A 25,085-nucleotide genomic window follows, 5' to 3' on the forward strand; every position below is an offset into this window, starting at 1 on the left:
GAAATAATAATTTCTTACCGTTTTTTTTAAATTCTACATAGTCAATTTATTATATTTGTTAGGCACTCCAACAACCACAAAACCCTAAGTATACACTACTTAACAACAACATTTATTTGATACTATGAAAGTTAGCAAATTCAAAAACAACCTCAACATAATAGCTACATGTTTGGTTCTATCTATTTCTATATTTTCTTGTGAAAATGAGAAAAAAGTAGAATCTACAGAAATAAGTGAACATTCAACAAAATTATTCACTACCCTGAATCAATCAGAAACAGGCATTGATTTTATAAACACCCTTGAAGAAACTGTTGACGCCAATTATTTTCAATACAACTACATGTATATTGGAAGCGGTGTTGCGGCAGGCGATATCAACAATGATGGTTTGATAGACTTATTTTTTACCTCAAATTCAGAGAACAATAGACTTTATTTAAATAAAGGTAACTTTCAATTTGAGGATATTACAAAACAAGCTGGTATTTTAAACCTAAAAGGCTTTGATACAGGGGTTACCTTTGTAGATGTGAATACTGATGGGTTTTTAGATATTTATGTCTCTAGAGGTGGCTGGATTGATGAAGACGATAGGTTTGCAAACCTTTTATACATCAATAACGGTGACCTTACCTTTACTGAACAGGGAAAAGAACGTGGTTTAGCAGATAGCAATAGAACCATTCAAGCTATTTTCTTTGACTATGACAACGACAATGATTTAGATGTTTATATTTCAAATGCTGCCGATATTGTAAATAGAAACCAAACTGATGTTTTTGATTTAAAGGCCCTTCAAACCGATCCTAAAACCATGGCACTTAAAGGGAGTGACAAACTATACAACAACGATGGAACAGGGCATTTCACAGATGTATCTCTTAAAGCTGGCATCATGCCAGAAATGGCCTTTGGATTAAACCCCGAAGTTATGGATTTTAATAACGATGGCTGGTTAGATATATACGTAAACAACGATTTTAATATGCCCGATTTTGCATATATAAATAATCAAGATGGGACGTTTACTGAAAGTAGAGATCAAGTGGTAAAACATATGTCGTTCAATAGTATGGGTGGTGATGTAGCTGATGTAAATAATGATGGCTATCTAGATTTAATGACCCTTGATATGAACCCCAAAGATTATATAAGATCTAAAACCACCATGGGCATGACTTCTGTAAGTCAATTTGAAAAAATGACCAACAACGGGTATCACTACCAATACATGCACAATATGCTGCAAATAAATAATGGAAATGGGACGTTTAGAGAAGTATCAAAAATGGCTGATATTGGCGATACAGACTGGAGTTGGGCCTTGCTATCTGCAGATTTTGACCTTGATGGGCTAAACGATATTTTTGTTACAAATGGCGTGTTTAGAGACGTTATTGATAGAGATTCAAATAAAGCTATTGCTGAGCAATTAAGGCAAAATAACAGAAAACCAACTAAAGAAGACTTTTTAAAGTATGCACAAATGCTACCGCAACAAAAGCTAAATAATTATTTCTTCAAGAATAATGGCAATCTTACATTTGAAGATACTTCTACGGAGTGGGTTGATGAAGCACCTTCCTTTTCTAATGGTGCTGTATATGCCGATTTAGATAATGACGGGGATCTTGATATTGTAGTAAATAATATAAATGACAGTGCCTCAGTTTTAAAAAATAATGCCATAGAACAGCAAAAAGGTAATTTTCTTCAAATAACCTTTGAAGGCCCTGAAACCAACACATTTGGTGTTGGTTCCTTGGTCACCATTACTCTTGACAATAATACTAAATTGGTGCGTCAATTGATTAACACAAGGGGATTTTTATCTTCCGTTTCCAATAAATTGCACTTTGGTATCGGGGCATCACAGACAATCAAAAATGTAGAGGTATTGTGGCAAGATGGGAAAAAACAAGATTTCAACACTGTAAAAATGAACTCCGTTTTACATGTTAAATATACTGATGCCACTAAACCTGAAGAGGAACATTCTGAAAATTCATCGAAAAAACTATTCAGCAAAATAACTCTTAATACAAAACATATTGACCCTTATTTTAATGATTATGACCTTCAGGTATTACTGCCTCATAAATTATCTCAAACAGGTCCAGCTCTAGCTAAAGCAGATGTAAATGGCGATGGTAACGAGGATATTTTTATTGGCGGAGGCCATACTCAACCTGGGCAAATTCTTTTAGGGCAATCCTCAGGAAAATTTATAACAAGTAGCAATGCCGCTTTAGCAAAAGATAAACAATACGAGGATGTTGGGGCTTGTTTCTTTGATGCAGATAATGATGGTGATCTTGATTTATATGTAGTAAGCGGAAGCTATGAATTTACCAGAAATCCAAGAATGTTAAAAGATCGTTTATATCTCAACAACGGAAAAGGGAACTTTACAAAATCACAACTGCCTGATTTTTATGCTGCAGGTTCGGTTGTTGTACCTGCCGATTACGACAATGATGGAGATATTGATTTATTTGTGGGAGGACGTGTTATTCCTGCCAAATACCCACATGCACCAAAAAGTTATCTCCTTATAAATAATCAGGGTAGTTTTACTGAGGATACTAGTACTTTAGCACCTGCTTTATTAAACCTAGGTATGGTAACCGATGCTACCTGGTTTGATATTGACAACGACAATGATTTAGATTTGGTTGTTACCGGTGAATGGATGGGAATTGAAGTGTTGCTGAACGAGTCTGGAAAACTTGAAAAATCTAAATATTATGAGTCGTTAAACCAAGCTAAAGGATGGTGGAACAAATTGCTTATAGTGGATGTTGACAATGATGGTGACAAAGATATTGTAGCAGGAAATCTGGGCTTAAATTATAAATTCCACGCCTCAGCAGAAAAACCATTTCATGTTTATACTTCAGATTTTGATTATAATGGTACAGAAGATATTTTCTTAGCAAAATATTACAAAGACAAACAAGTTCCAGTAAGAGGTAAAGGTTGTACGGCTCAACAAATGCCACATTTACAATCAAAAATTAAAACCTATCAAGACTTTGCAAATAGAGATATTGAAGGCATTGTAGGCCCAGGTATTAAAAATGCGTTACACTATGAGGTTACCGAATTTAAATCTGGAATTTTTATAAACCAAGGAGATAATAATTTTGACTTTAAACCATTTGATAATGACGTACAACAATCACCTATAAATAGTATTCTATTTTATGATTTTAATAATGACGGCCACAAAGATCTTCTTTTAGCAGGGAATAATTATCAATCGGAGGTTGAAACCACCCGAGCAGACTCTGGCATAGGAAATATTTTGTTAGGCGATGGTAATGGCGGGTTTACCGCAATGCATCATTTAAATTCCGGTTTCTTTATAGACAAAGATATTAGAGGTGTTATTGTTGTGGAAGGAAAAGGGAAACCACACGTTTTTGTTGCTAATAACAATGCAACACATGATATCTTTACGGTAAACAACTAAATGATTGCCTTTACTTTACTTACAATGTCATGAGGTAATATACTCCCAGAGGCTTTTTTATACGCTTCTGGGTATTTGTTTCCATAGACCGAGGTTGGAATCATAGGGAACTGTACTCTATCAGGCAACAACGCATGGTTTTCTGGTTGATTAAACGGTGTAAACCCAGCATATGGATGTGTTACTCCCCAAATGGTAACCACTTTAACGCCATACATAGCGGCCATATGGGCATTACCTGAATCCATACTCAACATAACATCTAAATTAGAAATAAGATCTAATTCATCACGCAAATCAAGTTTACCAACCACATTTACCACATGTTTAAATTGACGTTCAAAATCCTCTAAAATAGCTTTCTCTTTGCTTCCGCCTCCAAATAAAATTACATGATAATTTGAAGCAAGTTCTTCAATGACCTTCTTCATTAATTCCAGAGGGTACATTTTACCTTCATAGGTAGCAAATGGCGCTACACCAATATTCTTTTTCGTTTTAGATATAAAAGGCTTAGTAACATCACTTAAAGATGCCTTTTTAGGAAAAACAGGATTCCCAAGATTTAAAGGAAAACCAAGCGCTCTAAACACATCTGCATAGCGCTCATGCGTACTTTTTAGTGGCTGAAACTGCTTCCCTGAAATCAGTGCTTTTTTGTCCTTACGTCCTTTATCAATGACCGCATATTTGTCTGCATGCACTAATCTTCTTAATATTTTACTCCGTAACACATCATGCAAATCTGCAACACAATCAAAATTCTTGATATTTAAGGTTTTCGCCAATTTATACAATCCTAAAAGCCCTTTGTGCTTTCCATTAACCTCTGCAGAAAAAACCTCTACACCACTTAAATCTCTAAAAAAAGGAGTAAAAAATTCTCGCGTTAAAACCGTGATTTTAACCTCGGGATACTGATGAATTAATGCTCTTAAAACAGGTATAGTCATAGCAACGTCCCCCATAGCTGAGAGACGTATCACTAAAATATGTGTTTGTTTTGGCATGTCAATCTATAAGATGAGATCTTGAAAAGGAACTCCCGATTGGACAATACTACTTTTGAGAACGAAGTACAGGGTTTAACTCGTCATCATTGTACATTTTCATTTGCTTGTAAACCTTCATGTATTTATCGCCCTTCTCAATATCACTTAAAAGCGTATCAATAGCCGTTGATAAATCTACACGTTGCTCTAACAATACATCTAATTTCTTTTTACAAGCTGCTTTATGCGCTTCAGAAGCATCAGCTCTTGTGGCCTCTTCATTCATATGGTAAATCTTCAATGCCAAAATAGAAAGCCTATCAATTCCCCAAGCAGGGCTTTCTGTGTTGATTGTAGCATTAGCTTTTGGTGTCACCTCTTTATATACTTCCAAAAAATAGCTATCAATGTACTCCACCATATCTGTTCTGTCTTGATTTGAAGCATCAATTTGACGTTTTAATTTTAAAGCCGCTACAGGATCAATCTCTGGATCGCGAATTATATCTTCATAATGCCATTGAACCGTATCAATCCAGCACTTTCTGTATAATAAATGCTCTATTAAATCACTCTCTGGAAAAGGATTTTCAAAAGGTTGATCTACGGTATTAATGATGTGATATTTTTCAATAACCTCCTGAAATATTTTATTCGCTTTTGATGTAAACATACTTAAAAATTTTAAAATGCAAAGATACTCTATATTTCCTTAACTTTACTATGGAAAAACCATTTTGACCCTATGAAAATTCATGATTTATCAATTGAAAACTCCATACTAAACACCTTTATTTCAGAAATTAGAGATCATAAAATACAGCAAGACCGTATGCGTTTTAGACGAAATATTGAACGCATTGGAGAAATTTTAGCCTATGAAATGAGTAAGACACTCACGTTTGAGCAAAATAATGTCACCACACCTCTTGGTATGAGTGCAATGCAATTACCCACCAATCAAATTGTGTTATGCTCTATTTTAAGAGCTGGTGTGCCTTTACATAATGGGCTATTGCATTTTTTTGATACCGCCGAAAATGCCTTTATTTCAGCTTATCGTCATCACAAACATAATCCAGAAAGCTTTGAAATTATTGTGGAATATCTGGCATGCCCTGATTTAGAGAACAAAACCTTGATTTTAGCAGATCCTATGCTCGCTACGGGGCAATCTATGGTTGCTACTTTTGAAGCTCTGAAACCATTCGGAACACCCAAAGATATACATTTGATTAGTGTAATTGGTGCCGAAGAAGGTGTGAACTATGTTTCAAAACATTTTGATTCAAATACGCATTTATGGATTGCTACCATTGATAAAGATTTGAATGACAAAGGCTATATTGTACCAGGCATAGGTGATGCCGGTGACCTAGCTTTTGGTAAAAAACTACAGCAATAAAAGAATAAATGGTAGCACAACCAATACGCCTAAAAAGGCTTCTTTAAACCATTTTTCATGAATGATTTCAATATAATTCGCTACGATAATAGACAAGGGCGCAAATAGAAATAAAAATTCACTTCCATTTTTATTAGGTGCAACAACAATAATAGCAAAGGCAATAACCATAGCTAATACAATGACCTTAAAAGAGGCTCTAAAGTTTTTCTTCTGCTTTTTTATGTTTTGTAAATAAAATATAGAAGACCACACCCCAAAAGAAAATAGAACAGTAAGCGCAATAATATACTTTAAAGAATTATAATTACTAAAGTCATAACTAACTTCTGGCGGGTAATTAAAAATGGTAAAAAAGTCATTGTACATCACTACCGAACAAGCACAGGCTATAACAAACAAAGTTGCTAAGCCCAAGAACGGGATAATCCAATGCCTCAATTTATGATCGGCAAATAACACCAAGGAAAGCACTACCAAAATGAAAAACAAAATAGCCCAAAAATAAAACAAAGAAGCAACGCCAATCCAAAACGCGGCATCAAAAAGTTTCTTCTTCATATGTTGTTCTGTTCTTAAGCTTACTATTCTCCTGATAGCCAGTAGAATAAAAAAATTAGAAACCAGCACTTGACCGCTTAATGTAGTACTTGAAATAAACAATAAAAACAGACCAAAAAGCAATATTTCATAATTACTGTTATTTGTTAAACCATTTTTACTTGCAATAAAATTTAAAAGTAAAACCGTTGCATAGCCAACAACAATGAGTGCGAAAAATTTTAATGACAAGTTAAATGTATCACCATGGTTCCATAACTCTATTCTAGACATTATAAAAGCTAGAAGGGTGATAAAAAAAACAACAATAAAATTTATTGGTTTAGATTTATTAAAAAAACTTGTTAACATTAAGTGTTTTTGTATTTTTGCCCTATAAATATACTAACTATAACACGGTTAGGAAACTATAAATAAACACAAATGAAAGATTTCTTTTACGCTATACAGGATTTATTTGTAAATGTTCTATTTGCACCTTATGATGCCTTAAGAGCATTGGAGCTTGAAAACTGGGGCTTAGCAAACTTTTTATCTTGGATTTTCATCATCATTGGTTTTGTTGCCATGGTATATTGGATGATTCAATTAAAAGGTTTTAATGATAATAACGAAGAAGATAAAAGTATTTCTTCGCACTCGTTTTTATAAATCGAATCCAATATCTTTACGATAATTCATCTTATCAAAATGTAGTTTTTCTATATTTTGGTAAGATTTTTTTATGGCTTCTTGATAGGTGTCACCATAAGACGTTATAGCCATAACACGTCCGCCAGAAGTTACTATTTTCCCATCTTTCAAGACAGCTCCCGCATGAAACGGAATGGAATCCTCTATAGTTTCTATACCTGTTATTTCTTTTCCTTTTTCATACGCTTCAGGATATCCTCCAGATACCAAAACAATAGTTGTTGCCGCACGCTCATCTATTTCAATATCGATGGTATCTAATGTTCCATTCGCCATGGCTAATAATACCTCAACTAAATCATTTTTTAATCTCGGAAAAACCACTTCTGTTTCAGGATCACCCATACGTACATTGTATTCTATCACCTTAGGATCATCACCCACTTTTATCAACCCAATAAAAACAAAACCAACATAAGGTAAATTATCTGTCTTAAACCCAGCAATGGTTGGTTTTACAATACGGTCTTCTATTTTTTGTAAAAATTCATCGGTAGCAAAAGGCACTGGAGACACTGCTCCCATGCCCCCTGTATTTAAACCTGTATCGCCTTCACCAATACGCTTATAGTCTTTGGCCGTAGGTAATATTTTATAGTGTTCGCCATCGGTTAATACAAAACAACTTAACTCGATACCGTCTAAAAACTCTTCAATCACCACTTTGTTACTGGCTTCTCCAAATTTGGCATCAACAAGCATGCTTTTTAATTCCGCTTTTGCTTCGACCAAATCATTTAAAATAACCACACCCTTACCTGCGGCTAAGCCATCTGCTTTTAACACATAAGGCGGGTTTAGCGTTTCTAAAAAAGTGTAGCCTTTTTCAACAGTGTCTTTTGTAAAACTATCATAAGCTGCCGTTGGAATGTTATGACGGTACAAAAATTCTTTGGCAAATTCTTTACTACCCTCAAGTTCTGCAGCCTTTTGTTGTGGACCAATAACAGCTACATGTTTTATATCATCATCATTTAAAAAGAAATCGTGCACGCCGTTTACTAACGGATCTTCTGGCCCAACTACTACAAGTTCAATATTTTTATCTAATACCAGTTCTTTGATTGCCTTAAAATCATTGACCCCAATATTGACATTGGTTGCAATTTCAGCAGTTCCAGAATTACCGGGTGCAACGAAGAGTGCATCGCACTTTGAACTTTGAGCTATTTTCCATGCAAACGTATGTTCTCTTCCACCAGAACCAAGTACTAAGATATTCATAATTGACCTATTTTTATGCTTGCAAAAATAGTGTGTTTTTACAATTAGCTATAGATTTATACGTGTTTTTTTAAGGTATGTGCATATAATAAGTAATTATCTTTAGATTTGCTCATATTCACAAATACATCATTTTTATAGTTTGAATTTATTCTATATTTCTTTACAAATCAATGGATTCCCTATTAGAAGAGCTATTCAAAAACTCAAGGATATTCAATCCAAAAAGGGAAAAGACTATGAGTTGTATTTAAACCAAAAGAAAAATGAAATTGTTCAATTTCACCTGCAAAACAATCCTTTTTATGCTCAGTTTGCCAAAAATGCAAATCTGAAGGACTGGGAGAGTATTCCGATTATGACAAAACAGGATTTACAACAACCGTTGAAAAATAGGCTGTCAAAAGGTTTTAGTTTACATAATGTACACCAGCATAAAACCTCAGGATCTTCAGGACATCCTTTTAGTTTTGCTAAAGACAAATTTTGTCATGCTTTAACCTGGGCCAATTTTATAGATAGATACCATTGGTTTGATATTGACTTTCAACATTCTAAACAAGCGCGATTTTACGGTATCCCTCTGCATAAAAAAGGGTATTACAAAGAACGTTTAAAAGATGTTTTAAGCCATCGCTATAGATTTTCTGTATTTGATTTGAGCGATTCACAAATGAAAAAAAATATAGATACGTTTAAATCTACAACCTTCCACTACATAAATGGTTATACGAGTGCGATTGTTCAACTGGCTAAATACTTAAAACAGGAAAATATTATTTTAAAATCAGTTTGTCCTTCCTTAAAAGCATGTATTGTAACGTCTGAGATGCTTTTTATGGACGACAGAACCCTTTTAGAGACGCAACTGGGCGTTCCTGTTATAAATGAATATGGGGCAGCGGAATTAGGGCTCATTGCGTTTCAAAATGACTCTAACGAATGGATAGTGAACCATGAAGATTTATTTATTGAAATTCTTGACGAAAATGACCATGCTTTACCCAACGGGCAAACAGGGCGTGTTGTAATAACATCAATTTACAATAAAGCACACCCATTTATTCGTTATGATTTAGGTGATGTAGGAAGCCTATCCACCAAAAGTACTCCTGAAAAGCCTATACTTGAAAACCTTATAGGAAGAACCGACGATCTTATAAAATTACCTAGCGGAAAAACAGCCGCAGGACTCACCTTTTATTACATCACAAAGGCCATTATAGACGACGACGCAAATGTAAAAGAATTTACTATTGAACAAATTTTGATAGATACCTTTAACATTTACTATGTAAGTTCTAAAGATTTGTCTGATGTATATCGTGAAAAAATAAAACAAGCGGTGGCGCAATATATGGAACCAAACCTGACAATCCATTTTGAAAGAAAAACACAGTTAAACAGGTCTCACAGAGGGAAACTTAGGCAGTTTAAGTCTCTTTTGTAGTAACCACCAATTTTGACTTAACAAAAATATGTTCCTTTAAAAACAGTAATAAAAGCCATATAGATTGGATATATGAAAAGCCCAATCCTTTTTTGTACACCCAATAATTATACTTTAACAGGTTTATCTTGTTTGAGGATATGGAATCTTTTCTCACCCTATAAAACGCTAGCGATTCCTCAATACCCATAGCAGGTTTTCCAGATTGTTTCAAGGCGCTAAGCCATAACAACCAATCTTGTCGCTTCCGTAAAGGAGGTGAGGTTATTTTCCCTAAAACACTGGCATTATACATACCTGTTAAGTTTCCTATATAGTTACTTTTTAAAAGCTTGGTATAACCCAAATTTTTAAGAGCTTTTACCCTTTTTCCTAAAAAAACTCCGTTTTCATTTATAAGATCATAACTACTAAAGCTAACATCACAGTTGTGGGATAGCATAAACTTAATTTGAACCTCTAACTTATAGGGTTTCCAAACATCATCGGCATCTAAAAAAGCGATAAAATGACCTTGAGCTGCTTCTATACCTTTATTTCTGGAAACGGCAGCTCCTAGATTTGTACTATTCTGAAAAAAAATAATATTATAGGTTTTATTAAGAAAGGTTTGAATGACCTCTGAAGAACCATCCGTTGAGCCATCATTAATAAGAATAAGTTCCCAATTTGTATAGCTTTGATTTAATACACTAAGTATCGTTTCTGAAATAAAGCCCTCAGCATTATACACTGGCGTGATTATGGAAACTAAAGGCGCTAATTCAAGGCTTTTAATAGGCTTTTTCTTCACCTCTTATAGCATTTAAAAAGGTTTGAATCACAATCTTCAAATCTAACCAAATAGACCAGTTTTCAATATAAAAAATATCGTATTTCACCCGGCTTATAATATCATGGTCTTTTTCAATTTCCCCTCTAAAACCACTGGTTTGAGCTAAGCCTGTAATTCCAGGCTTCACAAAGTGACGTACCATAAATTTATCGACCCTTCTGGCATACATGTTTGTATGGCTCACCATATGCGGTCTTGGTCCCACAACAGACATATCACCAAATAGCACATTAAAAAATTGTGGTAATTCGTCAATACTGGTTTTTCTAATAAAGGCGCCTACTTTGGTAATACGCAAATCGCCTTTTGTAGCTTGATATAAGTGGGCATTCTTATTGGGAGTCATTGATCTGAACTTATAACAATCAAACTCCTCATAATTAAAACCATTCCTAGATTGTTTAAAAAACACGGGGCCTTTAGACTCTAACTTAATGATGATTGCCAAAATAGGTGTTAACCAAGACAGCACAAACACAATGATAAAAAGGGCAAATACAATATCAAATAGCCGTTTTATAAATTTATTTACCGGATCTTGAAGCGGAATAGATCGCATTGACAGGATGGGAATATAATCATAATACTCATACTTCAACTTTTTTGAGTAAATGTCTTTATTGTCAGGAATAAACTTTAATTCCCGTAAATTATTATCGGCAAACTCGATAAGCTTATTAATCTGTTTATTAGATAATGCAGCTACCGAAAAATATATTTCATCAATGTCATTATCGATAATATACTTGAAGCAGGTATCCAAATTAAAAAAACCATCCTTCAAGCTAAACTGCGCTTTAAACTTATATCCAAAATCTAATCTTGTATTGAACGTATGCCTTAATTGTCGGGTTTTTTCATTGTCTCCAATAATGATAACATTTCGTGTATTTCCCTGTAAAAGAGCCCTGTATTTTTTAAGTAAAAAAAATGTTAAGAGCTTAAACAAAGTAATATACATGGCTAGGCAAACGATATAATTTGCCAGCGCCAGCCTACTTATTTCTGGTTGTTTAAAAAATCCTATAAACGCATATAGTGCTACAGAAAAAAGGAACATTTGCTTTAGCAGTAAAGGAATGACTTGTACAAGTCTTGTGTGGCGTTGTACTTCATAAAAATGATTTTTTAAAGCAATAATTAGCCATACCGCTGAAATGTAGATACTAAAAAGAAATGGGTTAACTAGATTGATATTAAAGCCCAATACGGTTAGATTTATAATAACCAAATCTATAAATCCAAATAAAGGTTTAATAGCCCCCGAATATCTTCTTTTTTTATATGCCACTTATTTTTTTATATGGTTTTTAAAGTTTTTATGTTCGCTTTTATACAATTCGTCTTGAGATAAACTTTTAAAATAGTCATAAGTAAGTCTCATACCTTCTTCCCGTTCAATTTTGGGTTGCCAATTTAATAGTTTTTTAGCCAAACTAATATCTGGTTGCCGCTGTAAAGGATCATTTACGGGTAAGTCTTTATAAATTATCTTTTGAGAAGTTCCTGTTAGCTTAATAATCTCTTCGGCAAAATCCTTAATCGTAATTTCATGTGGATTTCCAATATTTACGGGCTCTATGTAGTCACTAAATAACAACCTGTAAATACCCTCCACCTGATCATCAACATAACAAAACGATCGGGTTTGAGAGCCATCGCCAAAAACCGTTAAATCTTCACCTCTCAGAGCCTGTCCCATAAATGCCGGGATGACGCGTCCATCATTTAATCGCATACGTGGTCCATAGGTATTAAAAATCCTAACAATCCGAGTTTCCAAACCGTGAAATCGATGGTAAGCCATGGTAATGGATTCTTGAAAACGTTTAGCTTCATCATAAACCCCTCTAGGCCCAATGGTATTGACGTTTCCGTAATAATCTTCACGCTGTGGATGTACCAGAGGGTCACCATAGACCTCCGACGTAGACGCGATAAGAATACGTGCCTTTTTAGCCTTAGCTAAACCAAGCAAATTATGGGTTCCTAGAGAGCCCACTTTTAAGGTTTGAATAGGTATTTTAAGATAATCGATAGGACTAGCAGGTGATGCAAAATGAAGAATATAGTCTAAATCACCTTCAATGGTTATAAACTCGGTAACATCGTGTTCTATAAACTCAAAATTAGGATGTTCTTGTAAATGTTCTAAGTTCTTTTTATCACCGGTAATAAAGTTATCCATACCAATAACATAGAACCCTTCACCAATAAAGCGATCACATAAATGCGACCCTAAAAATCCTGCTGCACCAGTTATTAAAATACGTTTCAAGTTATCCTATTTTAGTATCTCATATTTGAACAAATTTAATGGTTTCTACTTAATATTAACCTTTCTTTGTTAAGAATATTATCAAGCTAATAGCTTTGAGAAAACATACTCTCCTACTAAAAGACACCTAATTATCAGGCCAATCTTAGCCTATTCAGAGCACTATCGAAGCGTCGAACTCCTTATTTAGCTACCTACTAAAGAACCACACTTCGACAAGCTCAGTGTGACAAATAGACTAATGAACTTGCAACACTGTAGCCAGCAATTTCCTATTTTTTGACTTGATTTTTTGGTTCGTTTTTTATCAAGAAAAAACGAACATGATAATCACTACTGTCACCCTGAGCTTGTCGAAGGGGTCAGCACCTCATCACCCCTTCCCAATAGAATAACAAACAAAACCAATATCCTCAAGTTTTTGTGTATCTAAAATACCACGACCATCAAAAACAAAGGCTGGCTTCAACATGTTATCATATATACGTTGCCAATCATACGCTTTAAAGGCATCCCACTCCGTTAACACAGCAACCGCATGCGAATCTTTACAAGCCTCATAAGGATCAGCCTTTACCTTTAATAAGTTTCTATTTTCTTCTTCCGATCGGGTATTTAAATAATCTAAATCAGCATACATGCGTTCTTCAACCACTTTAGGATCATAAACGGCTATATGCGCTTGTTCATTCAATAAATTATCAGCTACCTGTATCGCAGCAGACTCACGCGTGTCATTAGTATCTTTCTTAAAAGCCCAACCCAAAAAAGTGATCTTTTTCCCAGAAACGGTGTTATAAAGAGTACTGACAATATTATTTGAAAACCGATTCTTTTGATAATCATTCATGATAATGACTTGTTCCCAGTAATCAGCCACTTCATTCAGCCCATAAGTTTTCGCAATATAAACAAGATTTAAGATGTCCTTTTGAAAACAGGATCCCCCAAAACCCACAGAAGATTTCAAAAACTTAGAACCAATTCTGGAATCCATACCAATAGCCTTAGCCACTTCGTTAACATCGGCACCCGTTTTTTCACAAAGCACAGATAGCGAATTGATGGAAGACACCCGCTGTGCCAAAAAGGCATTCGCTGTTAATTTAGACAACTCTGAGGACCACACATTGGTCGTTAAAATACGCTCTTGGGGTACCCAATTTGCATAAATATCGACTAAAGCTTGAATGGCTTGCTTACCTTTATCTGACATATCCCCTCCAATCAACACACGATCTGGAGCTAATAAATCTTCAATGGCTGTTCCTTCGGCTAAAAACTCCGGGTTCGATAAGATTTGAAACTCCACCCCGTTTCCAGTATGATCTAAAATATTCTTGATGGCCGAAGCCGTACGCACTGGCAAAGTAGATTTCTCAACAACAATCTTATTGGTTTTAGAAACAGAAGCTATTTGTCGTGCACAGAGCTCAATGTATTTTAAATCGGCTGCCATGCCTTTGCCTTTACCATAGGTTTTGGTAGGCGTATTCACCGAAATAAATATCATATCGGCTTCATCAATGGCCTGATCTACATAAGTAGAGAAAAATAAGTTTCTTCCACGAGCCTCTTCAACTACTTTATCCAATCCGGGTTCAAAGACCGGTAATTTATCTAAATCGTCATCATTCCAGGCGGCTATTCTTGCAGCATTTACATCAACAACCGTGACCTTTATATGTGGGCATTTTTGTGCAATAACGGCCATAGTTGGGCCGCCTACGTAGCCTGCGCCGATGCAACAGATATTTTTTATTTTCATTTTATTTGTAATATTATATCTTAAAAAAACATAGAATTAATTAGACTTTAGCATATCATAAATGTTCTCCAGATCCTTAATGTTATTCTCTAAATTAAATTCTTTATTAAATAAATTAAATGAGTTTTGCTCGAATTTTTGCCTTAATACGTCATCATCTAATAATTGACATATCCTATCAGACATTTCCATTTCATCAAAATCCTTTATTAAAAATCCGTTATGGCCCTCCTTTACAAGATCTTTATTACCATCACATTGAGTTACAACACATGCCTTTGATAATGATAAACTTTCAATAATAGAATAAGGTAATCCTTCATATCTAGATGTGGATATATACAATTTAGCCTGTTTAATGATTTGTAATATTTTCTCGCGTTCGATCCAGTCTACTAAGGTTACATTAGATTGTAACTCATACTCCTCAATCAATTGATTAACTGCATTTTTATTTGGACTATATTCACCCACTCCCATTAAAACTAAATGGATATTAGGTTTCTTTAGTTTCATTCTTTTAATAACTTCTATCATCATTTCAATATTTTTCTGAAATGAAGGTCTCCCAACGGAACAAATAAATTCATCTGGTAATTTGAAATCATTAAATTCGCCATCATTTGAATTCATTGGTAAAATAGAATTGTTAAATAATATGGTTTTGTCGGGATGGTAACCTACTTCGTTTATACCTCGTTCTATTTCAGAATTTGAAGTTGCCAATAAATAGGAATTTACTCTAGAGAACAAAGACTCTAAAAGCAAAAAGAGTTTTCTTTTTATTTTACTGTTCGTACTTAAATAGGAATACGCATGAGGTGTATGTAACACATTTACTTTATAAAACAACGACGCTACTCTTGCGATAATACCTCCTTTAGCACTATGAGCATGGATTATGTCAGGTTTTTCCTTTTTTAAAATTTTTACAGTTTGATAAACAGCTTTTATATCTTTAATCAAGTTAATTTCTCTTTGAATATCAATATTAAATTCCTTAATAGAATTACCGTGCTTATCTAAATATTGTTTTTTGTTGGGGTTACTTTTATGAACAATTATATTTTCTATACATTCTGGATTAATGTTTTCCGAAACTAATCGAAGATAAATCTCCACACCCCCAACTGAATCTAAAACGTGAGCTACTTTAATTTTTTTCAAAATTATATTTTTTAAAAAAATTTATTTAGGAATTAGGAATTTTATAAATATCACTCATTTTCATAGATCTCATTTTGATTTATAACCCCGGTTCTTTTCAACTTTCTTTTAGTCAATGTCGAATTGGTTCCTTTTATAACCAATGTATCAATTATACATGGCCTGAAGTCCTCTCCAACGTCATAATTAACATAGTATTTTCCTTTACTACCGTTTATATCAATCACAACTTTGCTTATTTCAGAATCAAATGCATTTTTAACCCATAGCCCTGAAAAATCATATTGTTCTCCTTCAATGCCTCCTTCCATGGGATCCATACCTTCTGATGTCCCCAATCCAAAATTACTTATACTAACATACCCCAAATCAATTTCATTTCCCGTCAAATACAGCCCATGCCTATCTGATGATTTAATTATAACCGAATCTAATTTAATATTTTGCGGTTCATTATTGTGTCCGTGTATTATAACCGCCGCTTTTACATACTTCAAATCAGGAGACGAAGCTAAATCTTCGACTACAATCTTATTTACAGACAAACGTTTTGTCCCCGCATGTATTGAACATCCAAAATTTCTATTGCCATTAGTGTTTTTATTAACATCCGACTTTAATACCAATTTATCTAAAGTTATATCAACCGATTCCCTTATATATAGTTGGGTAAAAGAAGTCACATTGCCCAACAATTTAACATTTTCACAGTTTTTTATTACAATTGCACCATTAAAAGTTACGTTGTTTAAATTAAGTTCAATTTGTCTCCTATTTATTATATTAAGAGCTCTTGAATAATTTCCTTCAGGAAAAACCAAATTCACCCCACTCTCTGCAACATCAAGAAGTATTTCTAATTTATCTTTTTTTAACTTAGGATGTATACCAATACTCCTACCAGGAAAAACACCATAACGCCTTATATCATTAATAGCATACGTGCTATCAATCGTGTACAAACTATCTATTTCTTTTATATCAATATTTTTTCTTTCTGATTTTTTCTCATTACATGAAAAGCTCAACAAAAAAACTATGACCAAACTAAATTTAATTTTCATCATTACGATAAATTGCAAAGGTTAAAAATAAAGCTATGGAATAAACTCCAACCTGTCTTTCAAGTAAATTTTCAACTAATAAGAATAAAAGAATTGAAACTAACAATAAAACCTGAAGTAAATTCTTTTCTTTTATAGAACGCAACAAAAACAAGGTGAACGGATAAATGAATAAAATGACTCCAATTATTCCGCCCCTTACCAACTCATTTAAATATTGGTTATGAAGGTTGTAATTTTTATCTATAAATCTATTTTTATCGGGCAAGTATTCAAATTCAGCTTCAGTTTTATAAAAATTCAATAAATCCACTTCTATCAGCTTTTGGCTTCCTGTTCCCATAAAATAATCTTTTGTTGATTGAAGTTGCTCTAGTCCTCCAGACCAAATAATTAATCTTGGATCATATTTAATCATTTGAAACCTATGCTTTATTGGTAAATCGCTAAAATAAAACAACAAGGAAATGGCAAATAAAAAAGATATAAGTGTCATCATTTTTGTTTTAATTCCCTTTAGTTCATTATAAAAAACGACTCCAAATGACACAATTACGATCAACAATCCCATCCGAGCGGAAATCAAAAATATTATACATACTGAAAGAAAAACACTAATTATATAATACCCTTTTTTGTGCATTTTAAAAAAGTAATATCCCAATATTATGTTGACAGCAGAGAAAAAACCCAAATATGGCCTTTCGAATCTTAATATTTCATTTATTTTTCCATAATTTCTTAGTGCTACTTTTTTTCCTTCGGTAAGTAGATAATAATCTATAATTCCGTAAGTAGAAATTAACTGCATTATTACAATCCCAAGACAAAGAAATTGACATGCATTTATAAAATTTGTTTTTGAAAAAATCTGGAAAGAAAATGGGATTAAAATTAAAGGAAGTATTAGTTTGAAAAACTTTAAGTCATCAAAAAAATAACCTTCAGATAAGCTTCTTAACATTATATATAACATGAAAGGTAAGCTATATAACAATGGTTTATATTTTATTTGACGCCCTTTTATTCCTTCTATAAAAGCAATAACTAATATTAATATCAAACATAGGTTATCAATAAACACAGATAATGGCAAGAATAAAAGTAATACATTTAGTATATTTTTTTTTCTTAATAATGACGTAATTTTCATTCGGTATTCTTTAAATGGGATTTAGCACTAAAATAACTATACGCTAAATAAATAAATAATAAAACTACAGGTATAACTAGTTTATTGAAATAAGCCATAGTGTATGCATAGCTAGTCCACACTAATAATTGGAAAAACACTATACTGGATATAATTGATTTACTCTCTATAAATTTTCTTAACAATTCCTGTATGATAGCCACAAAGGATAATAAAAACATATTGACAATTAACGCTAAAGGTAACGGAAATATTCTTAACAGAATTGAAGGATAAGCATTGGTCCAACTGACACCTCTACTAGTTACGGATATAAAATCTTCATTCCTCCAAGGCCAAAACTCTAACATTATCAAGTGCATTCCTTTCCAAAGTTCAGAAATATCCCAGGTGTTATTTTTACCTAAAAAAACATATTGCTCGGTCACTCCCCAGAATACATGACCCTGCAACCCAAAAGCTCTATAAAAAACAGATTCCATAGGACTTAAACCCATATATTCAAATGGATTATCTAGTGTATATTTATATAGAACCAAACTAAAGAGTACTACGAAAACAATAAGAACATACCTGTTAAATACCCATTTTAATTTGAACTTAATTTTAACCTCTGAAGTATAATATAAGGCAATTAATATCCCAAATATAGAAATCAAAAAGCCAGTAAATTTTTGTCCTAATAAAATTAAGTACGATAAGTAGAGTAACAAAAAGAATAAGCCTATTTTTTTATTTTTTCTATATATCAAGGCGCTACCAAAACCGACAAAAGCCATAACATTACCAATAAGAGGCTTTAAGCTAGGATACTTAGCATATTCCCAAAAATTAAACTTCGTTACTGTGTCAGAAAGTATAGGTATTGGTGAATTTAAAAGATTAAAATAGGCCAGAGACAAAATCAGTAAAATAATAATAACACTTAAATCAAAATCTGCTAAAGGTTTTAAGGAAAACTTAACCGCTTTTAACCTTTTTAAAATTATTCTGAAAAATTTCTTCCAATAAAGTAATGCTATTAAAGTTGTAATATAAAAGAGTAACAAAACTCCCCCCCCGTATGCGAAATAACCGTATCTTCCTTGTTCATTAATATAAATTCCCGTTTCTATAACAGTAATTGATAAAAACATCCATATATACTGAATTAAAATCATCAAAGAAAGCAGAAAAAGCCCCAACTCCCTTTTCATGAAATAAAACAAAATAGCCAATGCTATTACAGACATTACTATGTTAAATACTAATATCACTCAAAAATATTGAAATTAAAGCGATTAAATATTGGCTTCATTTTTTTATTATATACCAAAAGTACATTGAAATTTATTTCATTGCGGACAGCCTCATCTGTTTCGAGGTAAATATTTAGAAAAACGCTCGAATCAAATCCAAATATATGTTTTGATTTCAGTTGATTGAAATACAAATCTTCCAAAGGTGCATCGGAATCTAGAAAAACCACCTCTTTATCTCCAAATAAATTCGATATAAAAGAATTTTCAACACGCCCCCCGTGCCTGTGTGGTTTGTAGTAGATTTTCTTAGACGTACTGTAAGAATCAGATTCTGTAATTATTTCGATTAACTCTTTCAATCGTTTAAGGTACATTTCCTTGCCATACATGTTAATATAAGCTTCCTGCCCAACAACTAAAATAGTTTGACTTAGATCCAAATACCTCTTACTGAACTTTAATTGTTTAGATTTTTCAGGAAACAAACTTATCTCAGGAGATCTTACATATTGTTCTTTTACAAAATCATATTCAATACCACTTGAATGGCCTTTGTATAAAATAAAAGGTATGCCATACCATTTAGACAGTAACCACTTGGAATATATTTTAAGTTTAGAAATGGAATTTATGGTGTGAGAATAGTAGTTTAAAGTACCATCCTCGACTACAACTCCTTTTACATTTTTATTGAACGAGAATAACAAATAATTCGTCAATATGTCTTCAATATAACTAAAATATATAGTGATATCCTTCTCATTTTTCAAGTAGCTTATTCTATCAACTATCTTTTTGTACGATTTAATTTTAGCTATTATAGCTCTTACAGATTTAATTACACCTGTGGACTGATTGTTAAAAGATTGTTCAACACAAATAACTTTTGAAAAAATAGCTTCGTTGAAATTTAGTTTACGACTAGTAATTAAGATATTTTTATCGTGCTTCATTTCTTTAGCTAAAATAGAACTATTTGAAACCTGATTATTAGATAGAGCTATGAACAAGTTTGTCATAATGAAATCTTTTTAGTCTTTGAACACCTTAAGAAATGCAGATATAGGCCAGATATTGCAAATGCTATGGAAGCCCCATACAATCCAAAGTATTTTGTTAATAGAAAACAGACTAATAAACTAACGACTCCAGCATTTATTAAAATCTTAGCAATTGATTTATCTTTGTGCCTGATATATAATTTAAAATGATATATCAAAGAATAATTCATTAAAGCTGAACCAAAAAGTAAAAAAAACAAAATTGGTAAATAATATTGAAAACCCGCTTTGTTTTGCCACATCAAAATAGGTTTTATTATTGCGAGAATGATAACAACTGAGACAATTATTTGTAATCTTAAAGATTTTTTAAATTTAAAGAAAAGATCGTTGATTATAGGTTTATTTACTGATTTAATGAGTTCAGGCAACTCAAAAGAAATGACAATTGTATTAATATATAAAGTTATCAAAATCGCTATACTTGAAAAAAATGTAAAAATTCCTGTTAGTTCTTCTCCTAAGTAGTAATTCACAATAAACCTGTTTGAATATTCAATCAATTTCAGAAAGAAAGTAGCAATAAAAAACACAAAAGAAACTTTTATTCCCTCAAATATCCAATTGTAATCAAGACTTATCATATGCAAAGTCTTATAGTTTTTATTCAACAAATAAGCAAAAACATAAATTATTGTAACAAAATTAGCTATTAACCAAATATTCAATATGTATTCTACGGAAAAGGAATAACCCCATAAGGCCATGCATACAACTAATGAAGACCATCCAGCCGTTCTAATAAACAATAAAATATTAGCCATCAACACCTTACCAAAACCAACTAATAGTCTATATATCTCTTGAGAAAAGTGCTCTGTAATGCATAATAAAATTATTAATTCAACATAAGGGCTGGTGTAACTTAAATTTTCAAATATGACTAAACCGCTAACAACAAAAATCAAATAGACAGCAAAATAAAACAAAATAGAAGAGCTTATTTTGTTTCTTATTTCATCTACCGATACAGTTTTTAAAATATCTCTAACACTAAAGTTATAAAAATCAAGTCCTAAAATAAAAATGGTTAGAGTTATCAATGAGATTATAAGGCTATAATTTCCAAAATCAAAATCCGAAAAAACCTTTGACAAAATTGCAAAAACTAAAAACTTGCTCCCTGTACCAGAAATTCTGAGAACTACATTCAATAATTTATAAAACGAAAAATACTTCTTGAATATCAATTTTTACTGTTTTATTTTTTTTATCAAACCGGATTTATGAAATAATTCAATAATTTCAATTCTATTTTCTATCAAAATCTTTTCAACAAATTCTCTAAAAACACCTTCACCTCCTTTACGAGTAAGATTCCACTTAACAACTTTCTTTATATATACAGGAGCACTGGAAGGGCAAGCACTCAATCCTACTTTTTGCAATAAATCATAATCATTTATATCATCTCCAATAAAAGCGACATCTTCCCAGTTTATATTTAAATCTTTAATTAAATCTTCAGCAATACTTACTTTATCCTTAATTCCTAAATAAACATAATCCATTTTCAGCTTTTCTCCTCTTCGTTTAACAGCCTTAGAATTTTCCCCTGTGATTATTCCACACGGTATATTTAATTGTCTTGAAAAAAGAACACCAGCACTATCGTAGGTATTAAATTTTTTAAACTCATTTCCTTGTTCATCGTAATACATTCCTCCATCGGTCCAAACACCATCTATATCAGTTAGTATAAGTTTTGGTAACATGGAAGTCTATTTTAAAAAGTTAGAATATATAATTTCATCTTGAGGCAAATCATTATTTAATTCCTTACCTATAACAGCATCTTTCTGTGACCATTTAAAACCATCACCAGGACTCAACATATGAATATCTTCTTCAGTTATTATATGCCCTTTTATTAACATCCTATTTGTAGCTATGGACCGCTCTAATTTCTCTCTAGCAGCTCTTACCGAATCTTCTATAAAAATCTCCTCCTTCCCAATCGAAAGTTCTAAATTTCTAATATCTCGCATCATTCTATAAATACCATCGATAGCTAAAGAACCTGCTTGATCTGTTCCTTTCATTTGCCGATCCAAAGTAATATGTTTTTCTATTATTTCTGCTCCCATTGCCACTGCTGCTAGTGGTGTTGCTATACCAATAGTATGATCAGAATAACCAATTGTATACTGTGAATAATGTTTTTGTAAATAAGAAATTGTTTTTAAGTTAACATTCTCATATTTTGTAGGATACTCAGAAACACAATGTAAAATAGAGATATTTGAATGATATCTATTAATAGTATCTAATGCTAAATTCAATTCATTTTCACCAGCCATACCTGTAGAAATTATAATTGGAATCTTTGTTTCTGCTAAAGCAGCTAATAAAGGAAGATTTGTTAAGTCTCTCGAAGCAACCTTTAATTTATCAGGAGTGAATAGCTTTAACAAAGACATACAGCCAACAGCACAAAGGGTTTCTATAAAATCTAATCCTTTATTTTTTGCATATTTATACAACTCAAAATGTTGCTCATCATTCAATTCTAAAAACTCCCTATGCTCTCCATAAGTTTTTCCAAAAGAATTTGGTGTATCATAGGGTCTGCTCATTTGAGATGCTGACAACTCCTGAGACAAGTCTCTTTTTGTAAGTTTTACAGCATCCATTATTTTTAATTCTTGATTAAATAACTTATCATATATAGGCCTACTTACTACATCTATTAAAAGTTTGGCTACATCTACAGATCCATTATGGTTTTGCCCTATTTCTCCAATTATATATGTCATTTTATATTGTTTTTTATTTCTATTTTCATTTTTTCTAATAATTCATCCTGAGACTCTAAAAACTCAACCAAATCCTCATACTTAAAATTAATATTATGAGCTGTCTTGTACCAATTAAAATAAATATCTTTAAGATTCTCAAAATCGTTCTCTGTATCCAATGTACATCTAATTATTTCTGGCACTTTCTTTTCTATAAATCTAATATTAAATTGTTCTGGAGATTTATAAATACAATTCGTAACATGTTCAACACATTGTGAATTACCTAATTCTTTTACTTTTTTTAGAGCTTTTACTGAAACTAATTCCGAAAAAAAACCACTATGTGTTAATATACTTGGTTGCCCACCAACCATAAATGATAAGTAGTCCTCTCCTTTATAATTATCTAAAAGCTCCTGAATTAAGTTTATATCTAAAAAAGGGTTATCTGAACAAACTCTTATAATTGCATCCAATTCAAATTTTTTTGAACATTCGATAAACCTGTCTAATACATTATGCTCAGAACCAAAAAAAACCGGGTAATCGTATTTGCTAGCATATGCTTCTAATTTTTCATCCTTTTGATTTGTAGATGTTGCTAAAACAATTGGGACCTCAATTGACAAAGCTTGAAATCTACTCAAAAGTATATCTAAAAAAGTTTTATCCCCGTCAAACTTCCTAATAATTTTTTCTGGAAATCTTGTAGAAGAAGTTCTGGCTTGAACTATTATTCCCACTCTTTGACTAAAGCTCATCATCTGAACAAAATTTTTCAATATATAAATACGGCGCAAAAGTAACATATTCACGCTTATCAGAAATTAAATTCATACTAATTAACTAGTAATTTTATAATTATATAAAGAAACGCCGCCTTACAACGATTTTTCATGTAATAATCACATTTATTTAAAAATATGGCAGTAGGATAGTATTTAATTGTTTAGGATAGACATTAAGAAGCACCTCTCACTTCTCACGACTCATATACAATGTCAAAGCCTTTCTTAAAGAAATTTCCCAATCTGATATATCAACCTTTAGTTTATCTTGAATTTTAGCAGTATCTAAAACACTATAACTCGGCCGTAAAGCCCCCGTTTTATACATTTCAGACGGTATAGAAGTTACCTTGATATGTTTGCCCCTTAAAATAGCCCGAGCGAAGTCATACCAAGACATAGCCCCATCATTACTATAATGATAAATACCATAATGCTTTTGTTGCCTACTAATAATATTTAATAGTACATGCGCTAAATCTTTGGCATAAGTAGGAGTCCCTATTTGATCTGAAACCACATCTATTTCATCTCTAGTTTCAGCCAATCGCAACATGGTTTTCACAAAATTATGCCCATATTCCGAATACAACCAGGAGGTTCTAATAATAAAATAGTTATCGAGTAGTTGCTGTATAACGTCTTCACCTTTTAACTTTGTAACCCCATACACATTTAACGGATTAGGAATATCACTTTCTTTATAAGGTGTTTTCTGTTGACCATCAAACACAAAATCGGTTGAAATATGGATCAATACAACGGCATGTTCCTTGCAGGCCAAAGCCAAATATTTTGGACCTTCAGTATTAATTTTAAAAGCTAGTTCCTTTTCGGTTTCAGCATTATCAACAGCCGTGTAAGCGGCACAGTTTATACAATAATCAAAAGGGTTCTGTTTAAAATAAGAAGCCACAGCCTGTTCATCTGTGATATCTAAATCCTGACGATTAACAAACATTAAATTTAGGTTGGAATACTGATTTTCCAAATCTTTTATACAACGCCCTAATTGCCCATCGGCTCCAGTGACTAATACGTTTATTGGTTTACTCCTTTTCACTTTTAATTTTTATTCACTACTCATCTGTCAACAGCACCAAATCACACTTCGACAAGCTCAGTATGACATCCAAATTTTTAACTTTATAACTATTTAACCTCTCACCTCTCACCTCTCTCA

Annotated in this window: 22 protein-coding genes; 4 read left to right on the top strand and 18 right to left on the bottom strand. The window is 32.5% G+C overall.

The features are described 5' to 3' along the window. Positions 1–124: 124 nt before the first annotated feature. On the top strand, positions 125–3,481 hold the full coding sequence (locus FGF67_RS00465) for a VCBS repeat-containing protein (RefSeq protein WP_139694497.1): 3,357 nt from the start codon (positions 125–127) through the stop codon (positions 3,479–3,481). Here FGF67_RS00465 and FGF67_RS00470 read toward each other — a convergent pair. Next, a complete protein-coding gene (locus FGF67_RS00470) occupies positions 3,478–4,467 on the bottom strand; it encodes a glycosyltransferase family 9 protein (RefSeq protein WP_317128444.1) in 990 nt (329 codons plus the stop codon). The genes FGF67_RS00465 and FGF67_RS00470 overlap by 4 nt on opposite strands. Positions 4,468–4,540: 73 nt before the next feature. Beyond that, the gene (locus FGF67_RS00475) at positions 4,541–5,146 is read right to left on the bottom strand and encodes a DUF4254 domain-containing protein (RefSeq protein WP_139694498.1); all 606 of its coding nucleotides are present in this window, start codon (positions 5,144–5,146) and stop codon (positions 4,541–4,543) included. 72 nt (positions 5,147–5,218) lie between these two features. Between FGF67_RS00475 and upp the strand changes: the two genes are divergently transcribed. After that, a complete protein-coding gene (gene upp / locus FGF67_RS00480) occupies positions 5,219–5,878 on the top strand; it encodes a uracil phosphoribosyltransferase (protein ID WP_139694499.1) in 660 nt (219 codons plus the stop codon). Here the strand turns inward: upp and FGF67_RS00485 are convergent. Continuing rightward, positions 5,867–6,790: a DUF6427 family protein gene (locus tag FGF67_RS00485; RefSeq protein WP_262709365.1), complete on the bottom strand. Its 924-nt coding sequence runs from the start codon at positions 6,788–6,790 to the stop codon at positions 5,867–5,869. The two genes, upp and FGF67_RS00485, sit on opposite strands and share 12 nt — an antisense overlap. A gap of 72 nt (positions 6,791–6,862) precedes the next feature. On the opposite strand from FGF67_RS00485, the gene FGF67_RS00490 reads away from it, so the two are divergent. After that, complete coding sequence (locus FGF67_RS00490; RefSeq protein ID WP_139694501.1) at positions 6,863–7,090, top strand: DUF6341 family protein; 228 nt, start codon at positions 6,863–6,865, stop codon at positions 7,088–7,090. Here the strand turns inward: FGF67_RS00490 and purD are convergent. Further along, on the bottom strand, positions 7,085–8,356 hold the full coding sequence (purD, locus tag FGF67_RS00495; protein WP_139694502.1) for a phosphoribosylamine--glycine ligase: 1,272 nt from the start codon (positions 8,354–8,356) through the stop codon (positions 7,085–7,087). The genes FGF67_RS00490 and purD overlap by 6 nt on opposite strands. Before the next feature lie 142 nt (positions 8,357–8,498). On the opposite strand from purD, the gene FGF67_RS17210 reads away from it, so the two are divergent. After that, positions 8,499–9,806, top strand: coding sequence for a phenylacetate--CoA ligase family protein (locus FGF67_RS17210; RefSeq protein WP_158293152.1), 1,308 nt, complete (start codon positions 8,499–8,501; stop codon positions 9,804–9,806). On the opposite strand, the gene FGF67_RS00505 is transcribed toward FGF67_RS17210, so the two are convergent. The 14 genes from FGF67_RS00505 to rfbD all read right to left on the bottom strand — a co-directional run bounded on the left by FGF67_RS00505 (position 9,790) and on the right by rfbD (position 24,965). Further along, positions 9,790–10,599 carry a glycosyltransferase family 2 protein gene (locus FGF67_RS00505; RefSeq protein WP_233243972.1) on the bottom strand — a complete coding sequence of 270 codons (810 nt, stop codon included), beginning with the start codon at positions 10,597–10,599 and terminating at the stop codon, positions 9,790–9,792. The two genes, FGF67_RS17210 and FGF67_RS00505, sit on opposite strands and share 17 nt — an antisense overlap. Then, on the bottom strand, positions 10,580–11,932 hold the full coding sequence (locus FGF67_RS00510) for an undecaprenyl-phosphate glucose phosphotransferase (protein WP_139694503.1): 1,353 nt from the start codon (positions 11,930–11,932) through the stop codon (positions 10,580–10,582). Before FGF67_RS00510 ends, FGF67_RS00505 begins: the two co-directional genes overlap by 20 nt. Further along, positions 11,933–12,919 (bottom strand): UDP-glucuronic acid decarboxylase family protein, encoded by a 987-nt coding sequence (locus FGF67_RS00515; protein WP_139694504.1) that lies wholly within the window; start codon positions 12,917–12,919, stop codon positions 11,933–11,935. It abuts the gene before it with no gap. Between the two features lie 373 nt (positions 12,920–13,292). Then, entirely contained in the window at positions 13,293–14,687 is a 1,395-nt protein-coding gene (locus FGF67_RS00520) for a UDP-glucose 6-dehydrogenase (RefSeq protein ID WP_139694505.1), read from the bottom strand. A 36-nt stretch (positions 14,688–14,723) separates the two neighbouring features. Continuing rightward, on the bottom strand, positions 14,724–15,854 hold the full coding sequence (locus tag FGF67_RS00525; RefSeq protein WP_233243973.1) for a glycosyltransferase: 1,131 nt from the start codon (positions 15,852–15,854) through the stop codon (positions 14,724–14,726). Between the two features lie 50 nt (positions 15,855–15,904). Continuing rightward, the gene (locus FGF67_RS00530; protein WP_139694507.1) at positions 15,905–16,921 is read right to left on the bottom strand and encodes a hypothetical protein; all 1,017 of its coding nucleotides are present in this window, start codon (positions 16,919–16,921) and stop codon (positions 15,905–15,907) included. Continuing rightward, the gene (locus FGF67_RS00535; RefSeq protein ID WP_139694508.1) at positions 16,908–18,071 is read right to left on the bottom strand and encodes an O-antigen ligase family protein; all 1,164 of its coding nucleotides are present in this window, start codon (positions 18,069–18,071) and stop codon (positions 16,908–16,910) included. The genes FGF67_RS00530 and FGF67_RS00535 overlap by 14 nt, the downstream gene beginning before the upstream one ends. Further along, a complete protein-coding gene (locus FGF67_RS00540) occupies positions 18,068–19,303 on the bottom strand; it encodes a DUF6418 domain-containing protein (RefSeq protein WP_139694509.1) in 1,236 nt (411 codons plus the stop codon). The genes FGF67_RS00535 and FGF67_RS00540 overlap by 4 nt, the downstream gene beginning before the upstream one ends. Positions 19,304–19,323: 20 nt before the next feature. Beyond that, on the bottom strand, positions 19,324–20,331 hold the full coding sequence (locus FGF67_RS00545; protein WP_139694510.1) for a hypothetical protein: 1,008 nt from the start codon (positions 20,329–20,331) through the stop codon (positions 19,324–19,326). After that, the gene (locus tag FGF67_RS00550; protein WP_139694511.1) at positions 20,328–21,563 is read right to left on the bottom strand and encodes a lipopolysaccharide biosynthesis protein; all 1,236 of its coding nucleotides are present in this window, start codon (positions 21,561–21,563) and stop codon (positions 20,328–20,330) included. The genes FGF67_RS00545 and FGF67_RS00550 overlap by 4 nt, the downstream gene beginning before the upstream one ends. Positions 21,564–21,566: 3 nt before the next feature. Next, positions 21,567–22,088, bottom strand: a complete 522-nt coding sequence (locus tag FGF67_RS00555) for a KdsC family phosphatase (RefSeq protein WP_139694512.1) — start codon at positions 22,086–22,088, stop codon at positions 21,567–21,569. 6 nt (positions 22,089–22,094) lie between these two features. Beyond that, positions 22,095–23,129 (bottom strand): N-acetylneuraminate synthase family protein, encoded by a 1,035-nt coding sequence (locus FGF67_RS00560; RefSeq protein ID WP_139694513.1) that lies wholly within the window; start codon positions 23,127–23,129, stop codon positions 22,095–22,097. Continuing rightward, a complete protein-coding gene (locus FGF67_RS00565; protein ID WP_158293153.1) occupies positions 23,126–23,878 on the bottom strand; it encodes a cytidylyltransferase domain-containing protein in 753 nt (250 codons plus the stop codon). The genes FGF67_RS00560 and FGF67_RS00565 overlap by 4 nt, the downstream gene beginning before the upstream one ends. 211 nt (positions 23,879–24,089) lie before the next feature. Continuing rightward, positions 24,090–24,965 carry a dTDP-4-dehydrorhamnose reductase gene (gene rfbD, locus FGF67_RS00570; RefSeq protein WP_233243974.1) on the bottom strand — a complete coding sequence of 292 codons (876 nt, stop codon included), beginning with the start codon at positions 24,963–24,965 and terminating at the stop codon, positions 24,090–24,092. Positions 24,966–25,085: the final 120 nt, after the last annotated feature.

Source organism: Allotamlana fucoidanivorans (assembly GCF_006265225.1).
In the GTDB taxonomy this organism is placed as follows: domain Bacteria; phylum Bacteroidota; class Bacteroidia; order Flavobacteriales; family Flavobacteriaceae; genus Allotamlana; species Allotamlana fucoidanivorans.